17 protein-coding genes are annotated in these 20,923 nt (G+C 66.3%); 14 read left to right on the forward strand and 3 right to left on the reverse strand.

Features of this window, described 5'->3' with window-relative positions; all coding sequences use genetic code 11:
* Positions 1-184 precede the first annotated feature (184 nt).
* Positions 185-1,033 carry an O-antigen ligase family protein gene (locus C882_RS22530; protein WP_009543003.1) on the forward strand — a complete coding sequence of 283 codons (849 nt, stop codon included), beginning with the start codon at positions 185-187 and terminating at the stop codon, positions 1,031-1,033.
* Between the two features lie 33 nt (positions 1,034-1,066).
* Here the strand turns inward: C882_RS22530 and C882_RS22535 are convergent, their stop codons facing one another.
* Entirely contained in the window at positions 1,067-2,905 is a 1,839-nt protein-coding gene (locus C882_RS22535) for a polysaccharide biosynthesis protein (protein ID WP_152415477.1), read from the reverse strand.
* A 282-nt stretch (positions 2,906-3,187) separates the two neighbouring features.
* On the opposite strand from C882_RS22535, the gene C882_RS23750 reads away from it, so the two are divergent.
* The 5 genes from C882_RS23750 to C882_RS24290 all read left to right on the forward strand — a co-directional run bounded on the left by C882_RS23750 (position 3,188) and on the right by C882_RS24290 (position 8,698).
* Entirely contained in the window at positions 3,188-3,766 is a 579-nt protein-coding gene (locus tag C882_RS23750) for an NUDIX hydrolase (protein ID WP_052000270.1), read from the forward strand.
* Positions 3,753-5,138, forward strand: coding sequence for a nucleotide sugar dehydrogenase (locus C882_RS22545; RefSeq protein ID WP_009543006.1), 1,386 nt, complete (start codon positions 3,753-3,755; stop codon positions 5,136-5,138). The genes C882_RS23750 and C882_RS22545 overlap by 14 nt, the downstream gene beginning before the upstream one ends.
* Positions 5,131-6,114, forward strand: coding sequence for an NAD-dependent epimerase/dehydratase family protein (locus C882_RS22550; RefSeq protein ID WP_009543007.1), 984 nt, complete (start codon positions 5,131-5,133; stop codon positions 6,112-6,114). Before C882_RS22545 ends, C882_RS22550 begins: the two co-directional genes overlap by 8 nt.
* Positions 6,115-6,564: 450 nt before the next feature.
* Positions 6,565-7,410 (forward strand): TylF/MycF/NovP-related O-methyltransferase, encoded by an 846-nt coding sequence (locus tag C882_RS22555; protein ID WP_009543008.1) that lies wholly within the window; start codon positions 6,565-6,567, stop codon positions 7,408-7,410.
* 19 nt (positions 7,411-7,429) lie between these two features.
* Positions 7,430-8,698: a glycosyltransferase gene (locus C882_RS24290; RefSeq protein ID WP_043647331.1), complete on the forward strand. Its 1,269-nt coding sequence runs from the start codon at positions 7,430-7,432 to the stop codon at positions 8,696-8,698.
* 67 nt (positions 8,699-8,765) lie between these two features.
* Here C882_RS24290 and C882_RS22565 read toward each other — a convergent pair whose 3' ends face one another.
* Both C882_RS22565 and fcl read right to left on the reverse strand, forming a co-directional pair.
* Entirely contained in the window at positions 8,766-10,067 is a 1,302-nt protein-coding gene (locus C882_RS22565) for a nucleotide sugar dehydrogenase (RefSeq protein ID WP_043647333.1), read from the reverse strand.
* 173 nt (positions 10,068-10,240) lie between these two features.
* Complete coding sequence (gene fcl / locus C882_RS22570) at positions 10,241-11,224, reverse strand: GDP-L-fucose synthase (RefSeq protein WP_043647334.1); 984 nt, start codon at positions 11,222-11,224, stop codon at positions 10,241-10,243.
* A gap of 214 nt (positions 11,225-11,438) precedes the next feature.
* Between fcl and gmd the strand changes: the two genes are divergently transcribed.
* The 8 genes from gmd to C882_RS22610 form a co-directional block, all read left to right on the forward strand.
* Positions 11,439-12,497, forward strand: coding sequence for a GDP-mannose 4,6-dehydratase (gene gmd / locus C882_RS22575; RefSeq protein ID WP_009543012.1), 1,059 nt, complete (start codon positions 11,439-11,441; stop codon positions 12,495-12,497).
* Between the two features lie 66 nt (positions 12,498-12,563).
* A complete protein-coding gene (locus C882_RS22580; RefSeq protein WP_009543013.1) occupies positions 12,564-13,283 on the forward strand; it encodes a glycosyltransferase family 2 protein in 720 nt (239 codons plus the stop codon).
* Between the two features lie 567 nt (positions 13,284-13,850).
* Complete coding sequence (locus tag C882_RS25620; protein ID WP_268870324.1) at positions 13,851-14,528, forward strand: glycosyltransferase; 678 nt, start codon at positions 13,851-13,853, stop codon at positions 14,526-14,528.
* Positions 14,513-16,438 carry an asparagine synthase (glutamine-hydrolyzing) gene (gene asnB, locus C882_RS22590; RefSeq protein WP_009543015.1) on the forward strand — a complete coding sequence of 642 codons (1,926 nt, stop codon included), beginning with the start codon at positions 14,513-14,515 and terminating at the stop codon, positions 16,436-16,438. Before C882_RS25620 ends, asnB (C882_RS22590) begins: the two co-directional genes overlap by 16 nt.
* Positions 16,435-17,370, forward strand: coding sequence for a class I SAM-dependent methyltransferase (locus C882_RS22595; RefSeq protein ID WP_009543016.1), 936 nt, complete (start codon positions 16,435-16,437; stop codon positions 17,368-17,370). Before asnB (C882_RS22590) ends, C882_RS22595 begins: the two co-directional genes overlap by 4 nt.
* Complete coding sequence (locus C882_RS22600) at positions 17,367-18,566, forward strand: glycosyltransferase family 4 protein (RefSeq protein ID WP_043647336.1); 1,200 nt, start codon at positions 17,367-17,369, stop codon at positions 18,564-18,566. The genes C882_RS22595 and C882_RS22600 overlap by 4 nt, the downstream gene beginning before the upstream one ends.
* On the forward strand, positions 18,553-20,484 hold the full coding sequence (asnB, locus tag C882_RS22605; protein WP_043647338.1) for an asparagine synthase (glutamine-hydrolyzing): 1,932 nt from the start codon (positions 18,553-18,555) through the stop codon (positions 20,482-20,484). The genes C882_RS22600 and asnB (C882_RS22605) overlap by 14 nt, the downstream gene beginning before the upstream one ends.
* 10 nt (positions 20,485-20,494) lie before the next feature.
* Positions 20,495-20,923: hypothetical protein (locus C882_RS22610; RefSeq protein ID WP_043647340.1), on the forward strand; the 429-nt coding region annotated here is incomplete at its 3' end.

The raw sequence follows: 20,923 nt of genomic DNA on the forward strand, positions 1-20,923 counted from the left end.
GGCAGCACCTCAAGGACAATTGGCTGTCAGATCGCATCTTTCAGGACCTCGATGCCGTCGTAACCGCGTGCTGTGACGCCTGGAACGCAGCGCTGGCCGAGACCGGAACAATCCGCTCCGTCTGCTCCACTGGATGGGCGAAGGTCACCAATTGACGGAACTGGTATAACCGTGGGCGGCCCGGATGCTCATGTCGGTCGCGGCGGTGCTCGTGGTTCTGTCGGCGTCGCGTTCCGCCATCCTGGCGCTGGGAGTATTGCTGGTATTCTGGATGGTGGTGGCGGTACGGGGGCGGAAGACGCGGCTCCTGATGGCGGCGTCGCTGGTGCCGCTGCTGGCGCTCAGCTGGATCTGGGCGCACACGCCCTGTCCCGGCACCAACTCGCCCGACCTGCCGCGGTTCTCGGAGCGCAATGACGAGGCAGCCTACCTGAAGCGCATCGTGGTGCCGGAGGTTGCGAGTCGGGCCGAGACGCTCACCCCGACGGACGACCAACTCAAGCGCCGGTTCGCATCGACTGAAGCGCTGGATGGTACCGGCCAACTGCGTTCTGCGGCCGGTGACATGATTCCGCTTGCTGCGGTGGCGCGCGACGGCATCGAAGCCATGCCCGGGCTCGACCACGCGCGGCGACTGCTGTGGCGGGAAGCCGTTCTGCTGTGGGCGGACCGTCCGTGGCTCGGCGTCGGACCGGGAAACATGGCGGCGGCGACCTTCAACGGCTGGCGCGCCCACAGCGTGCTCCTGACCACGCTTGCCGAACATGGCGTCCTGGGTATCGGGCTGATGGCGGCGCTGGCCGTGGCCCTGGGGCTTCGGCTGGCACGGCGGTGTCAGCCCCTGCTGTCCGTGCGCGCGAGCGTCCTTCTCATGATCGGATGCCTGCTGGCGGCGGTGGTGGCTTCCGGTGCACAGGACATCCTGCGCCAGGGCGCGCCCTGGGCCATCCTAAGGCTTTTCCTGCTGCTGACGCGCCGCGCGCCCCGGGCCCGGCAGCGGGACAAGGCGGAGCCAGAGGTCGAGCCTTCGTGACCTGAAAGGCCGGTCGCTTGATTGGCGCCGTCGTCAGGCGGCGCCGGCCAAGGGCTGGTACTCGGGAACCAGGGCTCGCAGTTGCTGAACGGCCGCCACGGGCTCGTTCCGGCAGCAACTGCGCTCAAGATCCTGTACCATTCGGGTCAGTTCCGCGAGGTTCGAGGCTCGGGTCTGCGCCAGCAGGATTCCAGCAAGCGGGGTCGGCAGCGGCGGCTCTTCCCCGTGGAAGATTTCCTCGAACAGCTTCTCGCCGGGCCGCAGGCCAGTGAAGGTGATGCCGATGTCGACTTCGGGCGTGAGTCCCGACAGCCGGATCATCTGGCGCGCCAAGTCGACGATCTTCACCGGGTTGCCCATGTCCAGCACGAAGATCCGGCCCCGGTACTGCTGCTGGCCCAGGGCGTAGGCGGACGCCTGAAGCACCAGCTCGACGGCTTCCCGGATCGTCATGAAGTAACGCGTCATGTCGGGATGCGTCACCGTCAGCGGCCCGCCGGCTTCGAGCTGTCTGCGGAACAGCGGCACAACCGATCCGGTGGAGCCGAGGACGTTGCCGAAGCGCACGGTGACGAACTGGGTGCCGCCGTTCGGTGTCAGGCTCTGCTGAAGGTCCATCGCCTGACAGTAGCGTTCCGCCACGCGCTTGGTCGCACCCATGATGTTCGTCGGGTTGACGGCCTTGTCGGTGGAGATCAGCACCATCATGTCCACGGCGGCTTCGACGCAAGCGTCGGCGACGACCCGCGTGCCGCTGATGTTGGTTCTCATGCCTTCGATGGGATTGTGTTCCACCATGGGCACGTGCTTGAGCGCTGCGGCGTGAAACACAATCTGCGGCCGGTGTTTCATCATCAGGCCAGTGATTCGCGCCATGTCGCGGACGTCGCCAAGGCTGGCTTCCCGCTGCATCGTCGGGTGCGTCTGCGAAATTTCCATGTCTATGTTGTAGAGGGCGAATTCCGAGTTTTCGACCATGACCAGCTTGCTGGGGTTGAAGCTCGCAACTTGGCGTACCAGTTCCGACCCGATGGATCCGCCGGCGCCCGTGATGAACACCCGGCGCCCCTCTACCATCCGGCGCATGCTCTCGCGGTCCAGCGAGGCCTGTGCGCGGCCGAGAAGGTCCTCGATGGCGATGGGCTGAAGTTCGACCCGCGATCCGCTCTTGAAATCCGTCAGCTGGGGAAGGCGAGCCAACGGCAGGTCGATGGTCTCGCACTCGTTGAAGAGTTCCTTGATGTTGTAGCGCTGCATGAAGTCCGGCGTGACCACCGCCTTCACCGGCCGTTCATTGCGGCGCTCCAAGTCTGACACCACCCGTTCCAGGTCTCCGATGGAGCCCAGGACCCGCACGCCGCGGATGTCGCGGCCGATGCGGCCGTCGCGCAGGGCGACGATTCCCACCGGCCAGTAGTCGGCATCGCGTCTCTGCATGGCGCGGATGAACTGGTCCGCCCCGTCCCCGGCACCGATCAACAGCACGGGCTTGCGCTGGTTGCGCTCAAGGAACATGCCGATGGAGCCGTCCTTTAGCAGGCGGTACAAGAAGCGCGGGGCGCCCAGCATGAACAACTGCACGAACCAGTTGATCACGAGGGTGGACCGGGGCACCGATTCCAGGCGCGTCAGCAGGAACATGACGGCCAGGAAGATCAGCAGGGTCAGTGTCACGGCGCGGAAGATGGCGAACAGGTCGCGCAGGCTGGCATAGCGCCAGACACTTCGGTACATGCCCTGGGACCAGTACACCGGCGCGGCGATCATGGCGAAAATTGCCGTGGAAACTGCCAGGTCCTGCGGCGTGAGGTATTCCCAGAAGTCGTCGTCGAGACGCAGGTAGAGGGCGATGACGAAGGAACCCGCCGCCATTACGAGGTCGTGGACGAAAACGACTTGGCTTCGTCGAAGGGCCTTGGAAACAGAACTCACGTTCGAGTCACCTGTGGCTGCGCAATTGCCGTCACATCATGCGGTGGATCGCTGCGCGCTCGGTCACGACGGTGAACGGGCCGCGATGCGTTCAAGTGGTTGTCGACTTAATACGCGTCTCCGGCGGGCAACTCAAGCCTTCCGGATGGTGCCAGTTGTCCTTGACCGTCCGGATACGCGCACATAGAGTTGCCGCGCTTTCGGGAGGGGAGCCACCGATATATGAAACAGATTTCGGCGAGCGAACAGGTTATCTCACCCTGGGTGACGCTTGTCGCCCGCACCATCACGGCGGGAGAGGGGGATGCTCCGCGCACCTTCCACTCGCTCAAGCAGGCGGACTACGTATCGGTTCTCGCCGTCACTGCCGATGGCCGGGTGCCCGTCGTGCGGCAGTACCGCCCGACGGCGGAGGGGAAGACGCTGGAACTGCCGGCCGGTCTTTTGGAGGCCGACGAGACACCGGAACTCTGCGCCCATCGCGAACTGGCCGAGGAATGCGGGCTGGCCCTTCCCGAGGGCGGAGGCTTCACGCTCCTGCCGGTAATGCGCCCCGATACGGGCCGGTTGGAAAACCGCCTCTGGAGCTACTTTGCCACCGGCGTGACGCCCGTTCAAGGGTGGCAGCCCGAACCCGGTATGGAATGCCTGCTGCTCGACCCGTCCGAATTGTCCGATGCCATCGCCAGGGGCGCCTTCAACCACGCCCTGCACATCGCCGTCATCGGCCAGGCGATGCTGTCGGGCCTGTTTTCCCCGCTCGTTACCGTCCCAAGAGGATCGATGAATGATAGTGCCTGAGACTTTCGCGGACCGGAACGTCTGTATCCTTGGACTGGGCTATGTCGGCCTCACGCTGGCGGCCGCCATGGCGGACGTTGGCTTCCGGGTGCAGGGCGTGGAAATCCGCGACGACGTGGTGGAGATGCTGCGCAAGGGGGAGCCGCACTTTCACGAGCCGGGCTTGGTTGATGTCCTGGCGCGCAACATCCGTGGTGGCCGACTGACCGTCACTCGGGAGATCCCGGAGAACAGCGGAGCCACCGTCTATATCATCACCGTCGGCACGCCGCTCGGCCCCGACGGCAAGGTGCGGATGGAGATGATTAGTAACGTCGCGTCGGAAGTCGCGCGGCACCTCAAGGACGGCGACATGGTCATCATGCGCTCCACCGTCCGGCTGGGGACGACGCGCCAGGTCGTGCTGCCGATCCTGGACCGCATCGGGGTCAACTACGATGTCGCCTTCTGCCCCGAGCGCACGCTGGAAGGCGTGGCGCTGCAGGAGCTGCGCCGTCTGCCGCAGATCATCGGGGGCGCCGTGCAACGAGCGACCATTCGCGCCTCGCAACTGTTCCAGTTCCTCACGCCGACCACCGTGCGCGTCAGCGACCTGGAAACGGCGGAGATGATCAAGCTGGTCGATAACGCCCAGCGCGACGTCCAGTTCGCCTACGCCAACGAGGTGGCGCGCGTGTGCGACGCCATCGGCGTCAGCGCCAGCGAGGTCATCAACGCGGGCAAGTTGTCCTATCCGCGGACCAATCTGCCCATGCCGGGACCGGTGGGCGGCCCTTGCCTGGAGAAGGACCCGCATATCCTGGCCGAGGGGCTGAAGCCTTACGGCATCGTGCCCGAGATCACGCTGACCGCGCGCCGCCTCAACGAGAGCCAGCCGCGCGAGGTGGTGGAGCACCTGGGGCGCGTCACGGCGGCTCTGGAGGGCTTCCCCGCGCGCCCGGTCATCACCCTGATGGGCCTGGCCTTCAAGGGGTGCCCGGCCACAGACGACCTGCGCGGCACCATGGCGCGTCCCATCCTGGCCGCCCTGCGCGAGGTATTTCCCGAGGCAGAGTGGCGGGGCTACGACAGCGTCGTGCCGGCCTCGGAGGTGGGGGCCTTCGGGCTGACCCCCATGTCCAGCATCGAGGACGCCATGACCGGCGCCAACCTGGTGGTGATCGCGAACAATCACGTCGACTTCTCGGCCATGCCGCTGGCGACCATTGCCGAACGGCTGGCGCGACCGGCACTGGTGTATGATTTCTGGAACAACTTCGCGGCGCGAGACCTGATGATGCCCGAGGGCACCGCCTACATGGCGCTGGGCAGCCACGGCTGCGCGGGACTGCCCGCCACCGGCGCCGCGACCTTGGAGACGGCCAATGGCTAAGCATTACCTCGTGACCGGCGGGACCGGCTTCCTCGGCGCCGCGCTCGTCAAGCGCCTGCTGGCCGACGGCCATGCGGTGCGGGTGCTCGACAATAATTCGCGCGGCGCACCTCGCCGCCTTGCCGACGTCGAGGGCGCCTACGAAATGGTGGTTGCGGACGTGCGTGATTCCGACGCCGTGACCGCAGCGGCCAAGGGCGTGGACGGCATCCTGCATCTGGCCGCCGTCAACGGCACCGAGTTCTTCTACAGCAAGCCGGAGCTGGTGCTGGACGTGGCCGTGCGCGGCATGCTGGCCGTGCTGGACGCCTGCCGCCGCAACGACATCGCCGACATGGTGGTGGCGTCGTCGTCGGAGGTCTATCAGACCCCGCCCGTGGTGCCGACCGACGAAAGCGCGCCCCTGTCGGTGCCGGACGTGCTGAACCCGCGCTACTCCTATGGCGGCGGCAAGATCGCGAGCGAGCTTCTGGCGGTGAACTACGGCCGGACCGGGTTCGATCGCATGACCATCTTCCGGCCGCACAACGTCTATGGCCCGGACATGGGGTGGGAACACGTGCTGCCGCAGTTCGCCCTGCGTGCCGCCAAGGCCGTTGCCGAACAGCCCGAGGGCACCATCGAGTTCCCCATCCTCGGCGACGGGTGCCAGACGCGCGCCTTCGTTCACATCGACGACTTCACCGACGGCCTGGCCAAGGTGGTGGAGCGCGGCGAGCATCAGAACATCTACCACATCGGCACGCCCGAGGAGACGACCATCGCCGAGTGCGCCCGCCTTGTGGTGCGCAGCTTCGGCCGCGACGTCGTCATCCAGCCCTCGGAAGCCCCGGCCGGCGAGACCAGCCGCCGCTGCCCCGACATCACCAAGCTGAAGACCCTGGGCTACGCCCCAAGAATCTCCCTGGAGGAGGGGCTGCCGTCCCTGGTGGAATGGTATGCCGCCAATGCCCATCTGGCGCCCAAGGCCGCGTAATCGGCAGCGGCGCCCGTGCCGTCGGCTACGCCCCGTCCGGAACACCGGGCGGGGCGTTTTCACGCGGGCCTGTCATCAGTCCGCGAGGTAATCCTCGAAAGTCGCGGCGTCGCGTTCGGTGAAGGCGCCTTCCTGATCGGGGCGGACGTGGAAGGAAGAAGGGGCTGCCGCGCTGCTCGGGCGTGAAAAGGACCGGGTCGGGCGTAGCAACCGTCAGCCCGACCTCCCCGGTCTTGCGCTTGGCGGTCGCGCACCAGGCGGCGTGATCGGCATCTGACAGCGTCAGGGCATCGACTGTCCCGGCGTCTCGGCGCGCGGACCCTTCACCGCCGCCTATCCGACGTCACCGGAGCTTGCAATATGGGCTGCCGGCACCGCCTTGCGTGGAGGGACGCTTTCCGCTATCAGATCACCACGTTTGCGAATCCTGCCGCCAAAGGAATCCGGTTCATGATGAAGTGCCGCCATCCGTCCGCCGCGCGACGGGCCGTCGCCAAGCTTGCCTTCCTGTCCGACGGAACGGTCGACCGCGTCGACGGCGCAGGCCGGTTCATCCAGAAGATCGCCAACACTATCCGTTTTGAACACTTCTGGAAGCGGCATGTGGCAAGCAACCCGGACCTGAAGGTCGTGCCCAGCTTCACCGCCAACCGGTCCAAGCACCCGATCTGGGACATTGCCATCGAAAAGGTGACCGCCCTCGCGACAGACGGCCAGGTCCTGGAGTTCGGCACCAACAACGGCGGCTGGCTGCATTATTTGGTCAACCGCCTTCCCCAGACCATGACGCTGCACGGGTTCGACTGTTTCGAGGGCCTGCCGGAGGAATGGGACGGGCTGCCCCGCGGCGCCATCCGCGGCTTCGGCTTCCCCGCCGAACTGTGGGGCGACGACAAGGCGAAGCGGGAGGCCGTGCTGGAGGAGTTCAAGCGGACCGAGGTGATGCCGACCCCGCCCCAGCCGAACATCCGCATCCATTCCGGCTTGTTCAGTGAGGCCCTGCCGCGTTACATGCCGAACGGCGAAGTGCCTCGCGATATCCGCCTGATTCACTTCGACGCGGACCTCTACATTTCCACCCGCCCGGTACTTGACACGCTCTGCGGGCAGATGGATTACGAGTACTTCATCCTGTTCGACGAGTTCTATTCCGCCAACCACGAGTTCCGCGCCTGGGTCGAATTCATCGAGCTGTTCAAGCTGGGCAACTGGAAGGTCGCCGCCACGTCCGAGGATGGGGTGCAAGTCTTGGTTCACATGAATCCCGGCGCGGGTCCGAGCGGCGCCGCCGGTTGACGCATCCGGCCGTCCCGTCATGCGAATTCTGCACCTGACGCAGACCGACGCCGGAAATGGTGCCGGGGCGGCCGCGCATCGCCTGCATCGCGCTATGCTGGATCAGGGGGCTGACAGCCGCATGCTCGCGGGCATCCGCCGATCCAGCGACCCCACCGTAGGCTCAGCGGCCGGTGGCCGGGCGTGGCCGCTGGTGGCGACCGCCGCTAATGCCAGACTGGCGCGCGCCGCCGGGGCGACAGGCGGCCTTTTTTCTGCCAGCCGGGTCAGCTATGCGCGTCTTGACCCGGCCGAAGTAGCCGCGGCGGACGCCGTAGTTCTCCACTGGATCACCGGTGGCTTCATGGGGCCTCGCGACATTGCGCGCCTTCGCGGCAGGCGCGTCTTCTGGCGACTGTCCGACATCTGGCCGTTCAGCGGTGGTTGTCACTACCCCGGCGACTGCACCCGCTACCACGAGTCCTGCGGCGCCTGTCCCATGCTGGGCAGTGGCCGGGCACACGACTTGTCACGGCTGGAATGGCGCGCCAAGCGCCGCGCATACGAGGGCCTGGACCTGACGGTAGTGGCGCCGAGCCGATGGATCGGCGATTGCGCCCGGGCCTCCTCGCTCTTCGGAGGACGGCCGGTGGTTCATATCCCGACCGGCGTCGAGACCGATATCTTCCGGCCCCGCGACAAGGCCCTCGCGCGCGAGTTGCTCGGCCTGCCGCGCGACCGCCGCATCGTGCTGTTCGGCGCCCTGGGCGCCACGGCGGATTCGCGCAAGGGCTATCGCTATCTTCGCGACACGCTGAAGCATTTGGCGGCACGGCCGGAGCGGTCGGGCGCAGCGCTGCACCTGGCCGTCTTCGGTGGCGATCGGTGGGCGCCGAAGGGTGAGGAGGGCCGCCTGCCGCTTCCAGCCAGCTGGATCGGTCGGCTGCACGACCGGATTGCGCTTGCCCTGCTGTATTCGGCGGCGGATGTCCTGGTGGCTCCGTTCCTGGAGGACAACCTGCCCAACGTGGTGCTGGAGGCCGCGGCCTGCGGTCTGCCAGTGGCAGCCTTCGACACCGGCGGCCTGCCCGACGCGGTGCGCCACCAGGAGACGGGATGGCTGGCGCCGCTGCGCGATTCCGCGAGCCTCGCCGAGGGAATTGCCTGGATCGTGGAAGACGGTGCCCGTCACGCTGCCCTGTCGGCGGCCGCGCGGTCTGTGGCCGAGCGAACCTTCTCCATCGACGGATGCGCGCGCGAGTGGTTGCGGCTTCTTGATCCCGCGGCATCGGGCGGCGCCCCGGCCTGACGCTGGGGCGGCGTAGTGGAAGGACGGCCTCGTGGGCCGACCACTCTACGCCTGCTTGTCTCGCCTATTATAGGCGCCAAAGCTCCACCGAGCTTGGTTTCGTAGACTGTTCGAGGACGCCCTTTATGTCCGCGACGACCCCTCCATCTCGGTCGAGAAGGGGGAGTATGAAATCCCAGCCAGTCTTTATGTAGACGTCGTGCGCGACGGCGAGGATGATCGCGCCGGCAGGAAGAAGATTTTCCTTCTCAAGAAGCGTTACACCGTGCTCATGAACCGTCTCTTCTGGATCGGCGTGCGGATCATGAAGTTGCACTTCAATGCCGAAGCTTCGCAATTCATTTACGATATCAATGACTTTTGTATTGCGAATGTCCGGAACGTTTTCCTTGAACGTGAAGCCGAGTACGGTCACCCGCCGGTTGGTGCCGCGCTTGTCGGCCATCAGGCGTCGGAGCACCTCGTGGGCCACGAAGGCGCCCATTCCGTCATTTATTCGCCGCCCTGACAGAATGACCTCCGGGTGGTATCCGACGCTCTGGGCGCGATGGGTCAAGTAGTAGGGGTCTACGCCGATGCAGTGACCGCCTACGAGCCCGGGCTTGAATGGAAGGAAGTTCCATTTCGTTGACGCCGCCGCGAGAACGTCCTGCGTATCGATCCCGAGTCTATTGAAAATGATCGCCAGCTCGTTCATCAAGGCAATGTTTATGTCTCTCTGGGTGTTCTCGATAACCTTGGCGGCCTCGGCGACTTTCAGGGACGGTGCGACATAAACACCCGCCTTCACAATGCTTCCGTAAACAGCGGCGATGATCTTGGCCGTGGCAGGGTCGGAACCCGCGACAACTTTTTGAATCGAGGTGAACCGGTGCTCGCGGTCTCCTGGATTGATGCGCTCCGGGCTGTATCCAACCGTAAAATCGCGTCCGAAGGTCAAGCCGCTGACTTCTTCCAAGACGGGTATGCAATCTTCTTCGGTGGCGCCAGGGTAGACCGTGCTCTCGTAAACCACGATGGCGCCCTCCTTCAGGGCGCGGCCTATTGTGCGGGACGCTTCGAGGAGCGGTGTCAGGTCGGGAAGGCGGGCATCCGTCACTGGCGTCGGAACGGTCACGATGTGGAAGTCAGCAGAGCCTAGTTGCGCGGGGTCCGACGTCACGTAAAGGTCGGCCTTGGTCAGTTCCTCGGACTCGACCTCGCCCGTTCGGTCATAGCCCTGCTGCAATTCCCTGATGCGCTTTTCGGAAATATCGAAGGCCACCACCTTGTGGCCTGCCTGCCGCAAAGCCACAGCGATAGGAAGGCCCACATACCCGAGGCCAACGACTGAGATCGTGCGCGTAAAAGAAAGTGGCTCTTCAGTCATGTGCGGAATGCCCTTGTAGAAGTTTCGTGGCCAACGTGGCTGTCCAAATATCCAAGCTTTTTTAGCTAACTCTCGACGCGCTGCTAGGTTATTCCACGGTAAAGCCGCTGCGGCTCTTTTTGGTCAGGGTACCCCAATCGGCGGCTATACCTAGGTCTGGTGCAGGAATGGGCCTAGCCCGTGATGTTGCGGGCCTCGCCCCGCTGCAGGGCGCCCAGGAACCAGTCATAGGTCTGCGCCAGACCGTCGCTCAGGGGCGTGCGGGCGCTCCAGCCGAGGCTTTGCAGGCGGCTGACGTCCAGCAGCTTGCGCGGCGTGCCGTCGGGGCGCGAGGTATCGTGGACGAAGCGGCCGGTCCAGCCGACGACGCGGGCGATTTCCTCGGCCAGTTCATTGATGGTGACGTCGTTCCCGGTTCCGATATTCAGCGCCACCTCGCCCGAGTAGTGCTTGAGCATGAAGACGCAGGCATCGGCCAGATCGTCGGTGAACAGGAACTCGCGCCGCGGCTCGCCGGTGCCCCAGATGGTGACGGTGTCCTGCCCTTCCTCCTTGGCGCGGTGGATTCGCCCCATCAGGGCGGGGACGACGTGGCTGTTCACCGGATCGAAGTTGTCGCCGATGCCGTACAGGTTGGTCGGCATGCCCGAGATGTAGTCGCGCCCGTGCTGCCGGCGGTAGGCCTGGCACATCTTCAGCCCGGCGATCTTGGCGATCGCGTACCACTCGTTGGTGGGCTCCAACGGGCCGGTCAGCAGGGCATCCTCGGTGATGGGTTGGGGCGCCATCTTGGGATAGATGCAGCTGGAGCCGAGAAACAGCAGCTTCTCCACACCGTGGCGGTGGGCCGCCTCGATGATGGCCAGCTCGATGGCCAAGTTGTCGTGGATGAAGTCAGCGGGATAGGTGTCGTTGGCGACGATGCCGCCGACCTTGGCGGCGGCCAGGACGATGGCATCCGGCTTTTCGCGCGCCATCCAGGCCTCCACGGCGTCCTGGCGGCGGAGGTCTACCGCGGCGCGGTCGGCCGTCAACACATGGCACGGCTCCTGGGCGAGGCGCCGGACCACGGCGGACCCCACCATGCCACGGTGGCCGGCCACCCAGACCCGGCGGCCGGTAAGGTCGAATTCGCTCGTCGGAGTGCTACCCGTCATGGCTTCAGAGGTTCCGTTGTACTGACATTCGGCGGCGGGACCGGCGTCGCCGGACACGGACCGGTGACAGCAATGGCGCAGCATCGCCGCCGATGCAAGACATATGGACCCTCGGCGGTTGAGGAATTCGTTGCGACCCCACTATCGCAGTGCTATCACCTTCGCGAACCGGGCGCCGACGCCGAAGTGGTGCAGCGGCAGAGCGTTATTTGATGTGAAGGGGCGGACGTTGAAGGTTGCGCTGATTACCGGAATTACCGGGCAGGACGGGGCGTATCTCGCTGATCTCCTTCTGTCCAAGGGGTATGTGGTCCACGGCGTGAAGCGCCGCTCTTCGTCGTTCAACACGGGCCGCGTCGAACACCTCTATCAGGACCCGCACGAAAGCGACGTGCGCTTTCGCATGCACTACGGCGACCTGACCGACGCGACCAACCTCATCCGCCTTGTGCAGGAGGTCAAGCCGACCGAAGTCTACAACCTGGCAGCGCAGAGCCACGTCCAGGTCAGCTTCGAGACGCCGGAGTACACGGCGAACTCCGACGCGCTCGGCACGCTGCGCCTGCTGGAGGCGATCCGCATCCTGGGCATGGAGAAGACGACGCGCTTCTACCAAGCGTCCACCTCGGAACTCTACGGCAAGGTGCAGGAAGTTCCGCAGCGCGAGACCACGCCGTTCTACCCGCGCAGCCCCTATGCCGCCGCCAAGCTCTATGCCTACTGGATCACGGTGAACTACCGCGAGGCCTACGGCATGCATGCCTCCAACGGCATCCTGTTCAACCACGAGAGCCCGATCCGCGGCGAGACCTTCGTCACCCGCAAGATCACGCGGGCCGTCGCCGCCATGCACAATGGCGCGCAGGACTGCCTGTACCTGGGCAACCTGGACGCGCAGCGCGACTGGGGCCATGCCCGCGACTACGTGGAGGGCATGTGGCGCATGCTCCAGCAGGACGAGCCCGGCGACTACGTCCTGGCGACCGGCGAGATGCACAGCGTCCGCGAGTTCGTTGAGCGCGCCTTCGCCGCCGTCGGCACCTCCATCGAGTGGCGCGGCACGGGCATCGACGAGATCGGCGCCGACAGCGCGTCGGGCAAGACCATCGTGAAGGTCGACCCGCGCTACTTCCGTCCGACCGAGGTTGAGGAACTGCTGGGCGACGCCACCAAGGCCCGCGACGTGCTGGGCTGGACGCACACCACCACCTTTGCCGAACTGGTGGAGGACATGGTGCGCTCCGATCTGGACGCCTTCTCCGCCGCGCGTTGAACCTGGGGCGCCGCTGGCGCGGCGCCTTTTCCGCGTTTCCGATTCCGTATCCTCAAGGGCCCCGGCATGAACACCCAGCCGCTGGTGAGCATCGTCACTGTCAGCTTCAACAGTGCCGCGACCATCGGGCGGACCATCGACAGCGTGCGGGCCCAGACCTACCCGAATATCGAGTTCATCGTCATCGACGGCGGCTCGACGGATGGAACGGTGGACATCATCCGCGACAACGCGGACGTGATTTCGCGCTGGGTCAGCGAGCCGGACGCGGGCATCTACGACGCCATGAACAAGGGCGTGCGCCAGGCGACGGGGGATTGGATCCACATCCTGAACTCCGACGATTTCTATGCGGATCCTGATGTCCTGGAGCGGGCGGTGCCGCTGCTGGACCCGCAACGCACCAATTATTTCGCCATGTGGCGCGAGTTCGACGATGGCCGCCGCGATCTGCAGAACTGGGCCTACAGCCGCTGGCGCCTGTTCGTGTCCGCCTTCCTGCCGCATCCCGGCCTGATCGTGTCGCGGGAGCAGTACGAGGCGGCCGGGCTGTATGACTGCCAGTACCGCGTCGCGGCGGACCATGACATGATCCTGCGCCTGACGCGCCGCTGGCCGGGCCTGGGTCATCCGGTGCCGCTGACGGTCATGGCGCAGGGCGGGTTCTCGGAGCAGAACATGCTCCGCAGTTTGCGAGAGTTCCAGCGGATGACGATAGCGCACGGCTTGTCTTCCCCCCTTGCGCAAGCCGTCTACTGGTTCAAGCGCGTGTGGTGGAGGGTCTAGCATGCTGGTGCACAAACATGGAGCGCGTCGATCTGAGTTGACCGGCATCGATTTGATTTGGAGCGCAGGGAAATGAGCGCTCCAGGTAATTCCGATCTATCAGTTGTGCACCTAATGCGAACCTACGGCAACAATGGGGGTGAGCAGCAGCTATCGCAATATTTTGGCGCGGAACCTCGCGGGAGCGTGCGGGAGACGTTTGTCTTTCTCTATGATGACCCCATTTGTTCCGACTTATTCAGGGATGTTGCTCCCGATTTGGAGCAGCAGAGTTTGTGGCGTCAGCCGCGCGCAGGAAGTACGGCTTGGCGCGAATTCATGGTTCTGATGCCCATTCTTCTTTTGTTGCAGTTCAGATTTCTTCGTATTCTATATCGGCGTAAGCCGGCGGTTTGCGTTGTACATGGCTTCCAAGCCGCACTGGCGGCATGGCCTGCGGCGCTTCTGTTTCGCCGTACACGCTGGGTGTATATGCATCGAACGACGAAAACGTCGGGGCGCTACGGGGCCGTGTTCAAGGCTCTGTATTCTCCCTTCCACGCATTAGCGGGAAATTCGCGTTCCGTGATGACCTCTTTGGCGCTGTACACCGACTCAAGCCGCCTCGTTGCGCTAGAGAACGGCCTGAACTGGAAGAGGTTTGAAGCCCGTGCAGCGGCAGGTCCGCTGACGCCTCTGCCGCCCACCGAAGGTGCGGTGATAGTTTCCGTGGGCCGGCTGCTTCCGTTAAAGGGACAGGCCATGCTCATCGATGCTTTCGCCCAAGTGGCGGACCGCTTTCCCGCCGCCGCGCTGTGGATCGCCGGCGACGGACCAGAAGCCGAAGCCCTGAAGGCGCATGTGCAGGCCCGCAACCTGGAGGGGCGCGTGCACCTGCTGGGGCGGCGCAACGACGTGCCGGCGGTGCTCGCGGCGGCGGATGTCTTCGCCAATGCCTCGTCGTGGGAAGGCATGAGCAACGCCGTCCTGGAAGGCATGGCGGCGGGCCTGCCGGCGGTGGTGGCCGATGCGCCGGGCGTTACCGAATGCCATGAGGACGGCGTTACCGGGCTGGTCGTGCGGCGCGACGCCCGGGCGCTGGCCGACGGCCTGGCGCGGCTGCTGGCCGACGCCGACCTCCGCGCGCGCATGGGTGCGGCGGCGCGGGAGCGGGTGCGCACGTGCTATTCCATGGAAGCCAACCGGCAGCGCTACCTCGACCTATTCGACAAACTGACGGGGCGGACGTCATGTGCGGTATCCTAGGCGCCGTCGGAGCGGCGGCGGATCGGCTGGACGATGCCGGGCTGGTCAGCGCGCTTGACCTCATTCGCCATCGCGGGCCCGATGCCGGTGCCGTCTGGCGGGACCGCGCGGTGGCTCTCGGTCACCGGCGGCTGGCCATCATCGATCTTGATGCCCGCGCCGAACAGCCCATGACGCGGGGCGACCTCACCATCGTGTTCAACGGTGAGATCTACAATTACCGCGCCCTGAAGCAGGACCTGGAGGCACTGGGCCACGGCTTCACCACCACCTCGGACACCGAGGTGCTGCTGGCTGCCTGGCGCCAATGGGGGCGGGACTGCCTGACGCGGCTTGAGGGCATGTTCGCCTTCGCTCTGTGGGATGCGGCGGCCCGCGCGCTCACGCTGGCGCGCGACCGGTTCGGCGAAAAGCCGCTGTTCTGGCTGCGGCGCGACGACGGGCTGATGTTCTGCTCCGAGGTACCGCCCCTGGTGCGCTTGGCGGAAGGGCGGGTGACCGAGGATGCCGAGGCCATCGGCCTGTACTTCCTGTTCTCCTACATTCCCGCACCGGCCGGGGCCTTCACCGACCTGCGCCAGCTGGAGCCGGGGCACTGGCTGGAATGGCGGGCGGACCGGGCGGATATCGAGGGCGGCCGCTACTACGATCCGCGCGACGCCGTGCAGTCCGCCCTGGCTGATGCGCCCACTGACTACGGCCAGGCCGTCGCCGGCCTGCGGGATCGCCTGACCGAGGCGGTGCGGCTGCGGCTGGAAACGGCGGACGTGCCGGTGGCGACGCTGCTGAGCGGCGGCATCGACAGCTCGGTCGTCACCACCCTGGCGGCGCGCATTTCCGACAAGCCCCTGACGGCCTACTCGCTGGGCTTCCCCAAGGACCCGGAATTCGACGAGAGCGACCACGCCCGCGCCGTGGCGGCGGGGTTGCCGCATGTGCGCCATCGGGTCGTGCCGGCGGACGAGGAAAGTATCCTTGATTTCGCCGACACCGTGTTCGACCGGCTGGGCGAGCCGTTCGCCGATTCCTCGCTGCTGCCGACGTCATTCCTGTGCGCGCATATCGAGGAGAAGGTCGCGCTCGGCGGCGATGCGGCGGACGAATTGTTCGCCGGCTACGGCACCTATCCGGCCATCGTTCGCGGTGCCACTCTGCCGGCCCCGGCGCGGGCGCTTCTGACGGCACTGCCGCGTCATGGCAACCCGCACGCCATCGCCCATCCCCGGCTGCGCGCCGCCGCGCTGTTCCACAAGCATCTGCGGCGCGATGCCGTCGACAGCTACCTGAGCTGGCGGTCCTATGCCGACCCGGGCGTGCTCGCGGGCCTTGGACTGGACACCGGCGGCCTGCCGGCGGCACGGCGGCGGCTGGGCGAGGCGGGGTCGGGCGCCTTGCGCGACGTGCAGTTGGTGGACCTGATCTTCAACCTGCCCAACGACATGCTTCGCAAGGTCGACTACGCCGCCATGTACCACAGCATCGAGGTGCGGCTGCCCTTCCTGGACAGTGCGCTCGCCGCCTGGGCGCTGGCGCTGCCGGACGACTTCCGGATGCACGGCGGCGTGCGCAAGCGTATCCTTCGCGATGCCTTCGCCGAGGACCTGCCGCGCGATATTCTCACTCGCCGCAAGATGGGCTTCCTGCTGCCGGTTCGCCGCTGGTTCCGCCAGGGGCGCCTGCGCGACGAGTTGGAGGGCCTGCTGGCGCGGCAGACGGGCCTGGACGGATCTGTGGCGCGCGCGGCGCTGGACCGTCATGCGGCCGGCGCCGAGGACAATTCGGTGCTGCTGTGGGCGCTCTACGCTTACCTGCGCTGGCAGGGGTCGCTGGGCCGGTGGGCCGGGCACGCGGCGGCGGAGGCGGAGGCGGAGGCGACACCCGTGCGGCGAGCCGGGGAGGGGGTGGCATGAGCCTGCGCAAGGCTGTTCCGTGGTGGGGGCGCTATTACGGCAAGCTGATCCTGTCGGCGCTGCCGGTGCCATATTCCATGTGGCGGCGCCTGGGGCTGTTCCGCCACGGCGACATGAACGATCCGGCACCCGCCTTCGAGAAGTTCCGCAGCCACTTCGAGTCGGCCCACGCCGTCCGCCCCATTCCCGAGAATTTTACCGCTCTCGAACTGGGTCCGGGGGACTCGCTCTTTTCGGCTGTGGCGACGCGCGGCTGGGGTGGGGCGGGCTCCGTTCTGCTCGACGCGGGCGCGTTCGCCGTGCGCGACGTTCCGGCCTATCGCAACGCGGCCCGGCTGCTGGCGGAGCAGGGACGGCAGAGCGCCGCCTTCGCCGCCGTGCAGGAGGCGACGGATTTCGATGCTGTCCTGTCCGCCCTGAACGCCCGCTACCTCACGGGTGGAACGGCGTCCATGGCCGAGATCCCCGACGCCTCCGTCGACTTTATCTGGTCGTGCGTGGTGCTGGAGCATGTCCCGCGCGAGGAGTTTGACATCATGGCGCGGGAGATGCGCCGGGTGCTGCGGCCGGGCGGCGTCATGGGTCATTCCATCGACCTGCGCGACCACATGGGCGGCGGCCTGAACAATCTGCGCTTTCCGGCCGAGGCGTGGGAGACGGCCCGCATCCGCGATGCCGGCCTGTATACCAACCGCCTGGGCTACCGCGATATTCTCGAAGCCTTCCGCAACGCCGGGTTCGCCTGGAAGATCGGCAAGGTGGACCGCTGGCCCGCGCCGCCGCTGCCGCGCGCGCGGATGCAGCCTGAATTCCGCGGCCGGTCCGACGAGGACCTGACCATCGCGGGGTTTGATATTGTGCTATGGCCGGCCGATGACGGCGCCGACGTTGCCCGGGTTGCAACCGATCGCAAGGAGGACGCCGAGGCATGACCGACGCGACCGCAACAGACCGGCCGCTGCGGGTCCTGCTCTGGCACTGGGGACGGCGTGGTGGAGGGCCGCGCTATACGCTTGAACTTGCACGCGCCCTATCGCAGCGGGACGACGTTGCCGTTTATCTCTCCCTGTCGCGGCAGGCGGAGATCGCCAACGAGTACCGTGCATTGGAGGCCGAAGACTCGTGGTTTGTCGATACCTACGAAAATCTTTGGCAATTCGGCCTGCGTTCCCTGTTTCTGCCCGTCTTGCGGAGACGGTTCCTCCGCTATATTCGGGACAACCGCATTGACGTGGTGCTTTGCACCATGGATCACTTGTGGAATGCGTTCATCGTGGGCGGCGTAAGGTCTACCGGTGCGAGCTACATGCTGACGGTCCACGATGCCGTCCGCCACCCGGGCGAAGAGCGTTGGCCGCGGAACCAACTTCTGGCGCAAGACATCAAGGCTGCCGATGGCGTCCTGACGCTCACCGAGAGCGTGCGTGGCCTGCTGAACGAGCGCCACGGCTTTCCCCGGCGCAGAACGTGGGTGGCGCCCCATGGCGTGTTCTCCTACGGCCACCCGGCGGAGCCGCGTCGACTGCCGGCCGATCGGCCGCCGCGGTTGCTGTTCTTTGGCCGGATCCTTCCGTACAAGGGACTGGACGTGTTCCTTCAGGCAGTGGCCGCGCTACACGAACGCGGCTTGAAGGTCGACGTGGAAATCTGGGGCAGCGGATCCATGGAGGGATTGTGCCACTTGTTGCCGGAGGCCGAGTGCCTGCGCCTCGAAAACCGCTGGATTGCCGAAGAGGAAATCCCGGAGATTCTCCGCCGTTCCGACATCTGCGTCCTGCCATACCGGGAAGCAAGCCAGTCCGGCGTACTTCCCACCGTTTTCGCGGCCGGCATACCTGCGGTTCTGACTCCTGTAGCTGGGCTAAGGGAGCAGGCGACGGAGGGGCACAATGCGCTTTTTGCGCCAGCGATCAACGCTGAGGCTGTGGCGGAAACGCTCTACCGGCTCATTCAGGATCCGGAACTCTATCAGCGTCTGTCCGCGGGAGCCGTGCAGACCGCCACTGAGGACTATGACTGGAAGGCGATTGCCCAGACAGTTTCGGAGGCGCTATATGACCTTGTCGAATTGGGCGAGCGTTCCCCAAACGATACCGGCAGCCGGGGGTTGAAGCGTGTGCGGCATTAGCGGTTTTCTGAACCTCACCCGGGGCGCCGCCAACGGTCGGCCCGAGGACGTGGTGCGGACCATGGCCGACACGCTGGTGCATCGGGGTCCGGACAGCTCGGGCACCTGGGCCGATGACGACGCCGGCATCGCGCTGGGCCATCGGCGCCTGGCCATCGTCGACCTGTCGCCGGGCGGCCATCAGCCCATGGTCTCGGCCGATGGCCGGTGGGTCATCTGCTACAACGGCGAAGTCTACAACTTCACCGACCTGCGGGCGGAGCTGGAGGCGCAGGGCTGCGTCTTCCGCGGGCATTCCGATACCGAAGTCATCGTCGAATCCATCGCCCGCCACGGGGTCGACGCCACGGTGGACCGGCTGATTGGCATGTTCGCCTTCGCCCTCTGGGACCGCGAGACCCGCTCCCTGACGCTGGTTCGCGACCGTGTGGGCGTCAAGCCGCTGTACTGGTCGGTCCAGCGGGGCGTGCTGCTGTTCGGCTCGGAGCTGAAGGCCCTGCGTGCCCATCCGGCCTGGGCGGCCCAGCTGGACCCCGAGGCCGCCGACGCGCTGGTGCGCTTCAGCTACATTCCCGGCGAGACCACCATCTACAAGGGCGTCCACAAGCTTCGCCCCGGCCATATGCTGACCGTGCGCGCCGGCGAGGAGCCGCGCCTGTCCTGCTACTGGTCGCTGGCCGATGTCGTGCGGGCGCGGGCGGCGGATCGGTTCGCGGGCACCGAGGCCGAGGCGGTCGACCAGCTGGATGCCCTTCTGCGCGATGCCGTGTCCCGGCGCATGGTGGCCGATGTGCCGCTGGGCGCCTTCCTGTCGGGCGGCATCGACAGCTCCACCGTGGTAGCGCACATGCAGGCGGCGAGCAACCGGCCCGTGCGCACCTTCTCGATCGGCTTCAACGAGGAGGGCTACGACGAGGCCGTCCACGCGAAGGCCGTGGCCCGCCACCTGGGGACCGACCATACGGAACTGTACCTGGATTCGGCGGCGGCCCTGGACGTGATCCCGCGGCTGCCGGCCATGTTCGACGAGCCTTTCGCCGACAGCTCGCAACTGCCCACCTACCTGGTCGCGGCCATGACCCGGGAGCATGTGACGGTGGCGCTGTCGGGCGACGGCGGCGATGAGTTGTTCGGCGGCTATCCGCGCTATTTCGTGACCGACGCGCTGTGGCGGAAGATCGGCCGCCTTCCCGGCGGGCTGCGGGCGCTGGGCGGGCGCGGCCTGCAATGCCTGCCGCCGCGCGCCTGGGACCGCATCCTGTCGGCGCTGCCGCTGAAGGGCATGCCCGCCCGGCCGGGGGAGAAGGTTCATCGGGTCGCCCGTGTGCTGGGCATGCCCGGCGGCGACGCGTTGTACGAGCACATCATGACCCAATGGACCGGCGGCAGGACGCTGGTGCCGCAGGCGCGCGGCGCGGTCGGCCTGGGGTACGACGGCGCGCTGTCCGACGTGCTGCCTGATTTCGTCGAGCGCATGCAGGTTCACGACGCCGTCACCTATCTGCCGGACGACATCATGACCAAGGTGGACCGCACCACCATGGCGGTGTCGCTCGAGGCGCGCGAGCCGCTGCTCGACCACCGGCTGGTGGAGTTCGCCTGGACCTTGCCGCGCCACTTCAAGATTCGCGGCGGCGATGGCAAGTGGCTGTTGCGGCAGGCCCTGTACCGCTACGTTCCCCGGGACATGGTGGAGCGGCCCAAGATGGGCTTCTCCATCCCGCTGGAATCGTGGCTGCGCGGGCCGCTCCGGGAGTGGGCGGAGGCCCTGCTCGATCCCGCCGCGCTGTCGGCGGAGGACTTGTTCGACCCGGCGGCCGTCCGGTCCCTGTGGGACGATCACCAGAACGGCCGGCGGAACCATTCGACGGTGCTGTGGAACGTTCTGATGCTGCAGGCGTGGCGGGCGGCGGCGTGAGGTGTCGCCGATGACGCCAGGGCTTGAGCCGGTGCTTGGTGGCATCTTCCTTCATGCGATGCTGGGGATGATGCTGCTGGCGGCCGTGATCGCGGCCGGGGACGCGGGACTACGGCTGGCCGCCCGTCTGCGACCGCTGCCGGAGGTCCGACCGGGAGAGCGGCTGGCGGTTGCCTACGGCCTGGGCTTGGCTTGGCTGGTCTTCGTGGCGACGGCATCGCTCTCTGCCGGTATTCCCGAGGCGCTGCCCCTCTTTCTGGCGCTGCCGGTGGTGATTGCCATGGTGGCGGGCGCCGGTTCCTGGCTTCCGTGGCGACGGCTTGCGGTGGCGGCCTTGCTCGCATCGCCGGCTCTTGTCTTTGCGGTCCGCTCGGGTCTGGAGTGGCATGGACCGACGGTAAGCGTCCGGCCGTCACCCAGGATCGGTCAGGGTGATGCA

Source organism: Caenispirillum salinarum AK4, from assembly GCF_000315795.1.
In the GTDB taxonomy this organism is placed as follows: domain Bacteria; phylum Pseudomonadota; class Alphaproteobacteria; order Rhodospirillales; family Rhodospirillaceae; genus Caenispirillum; species Caenispirillum salinarum.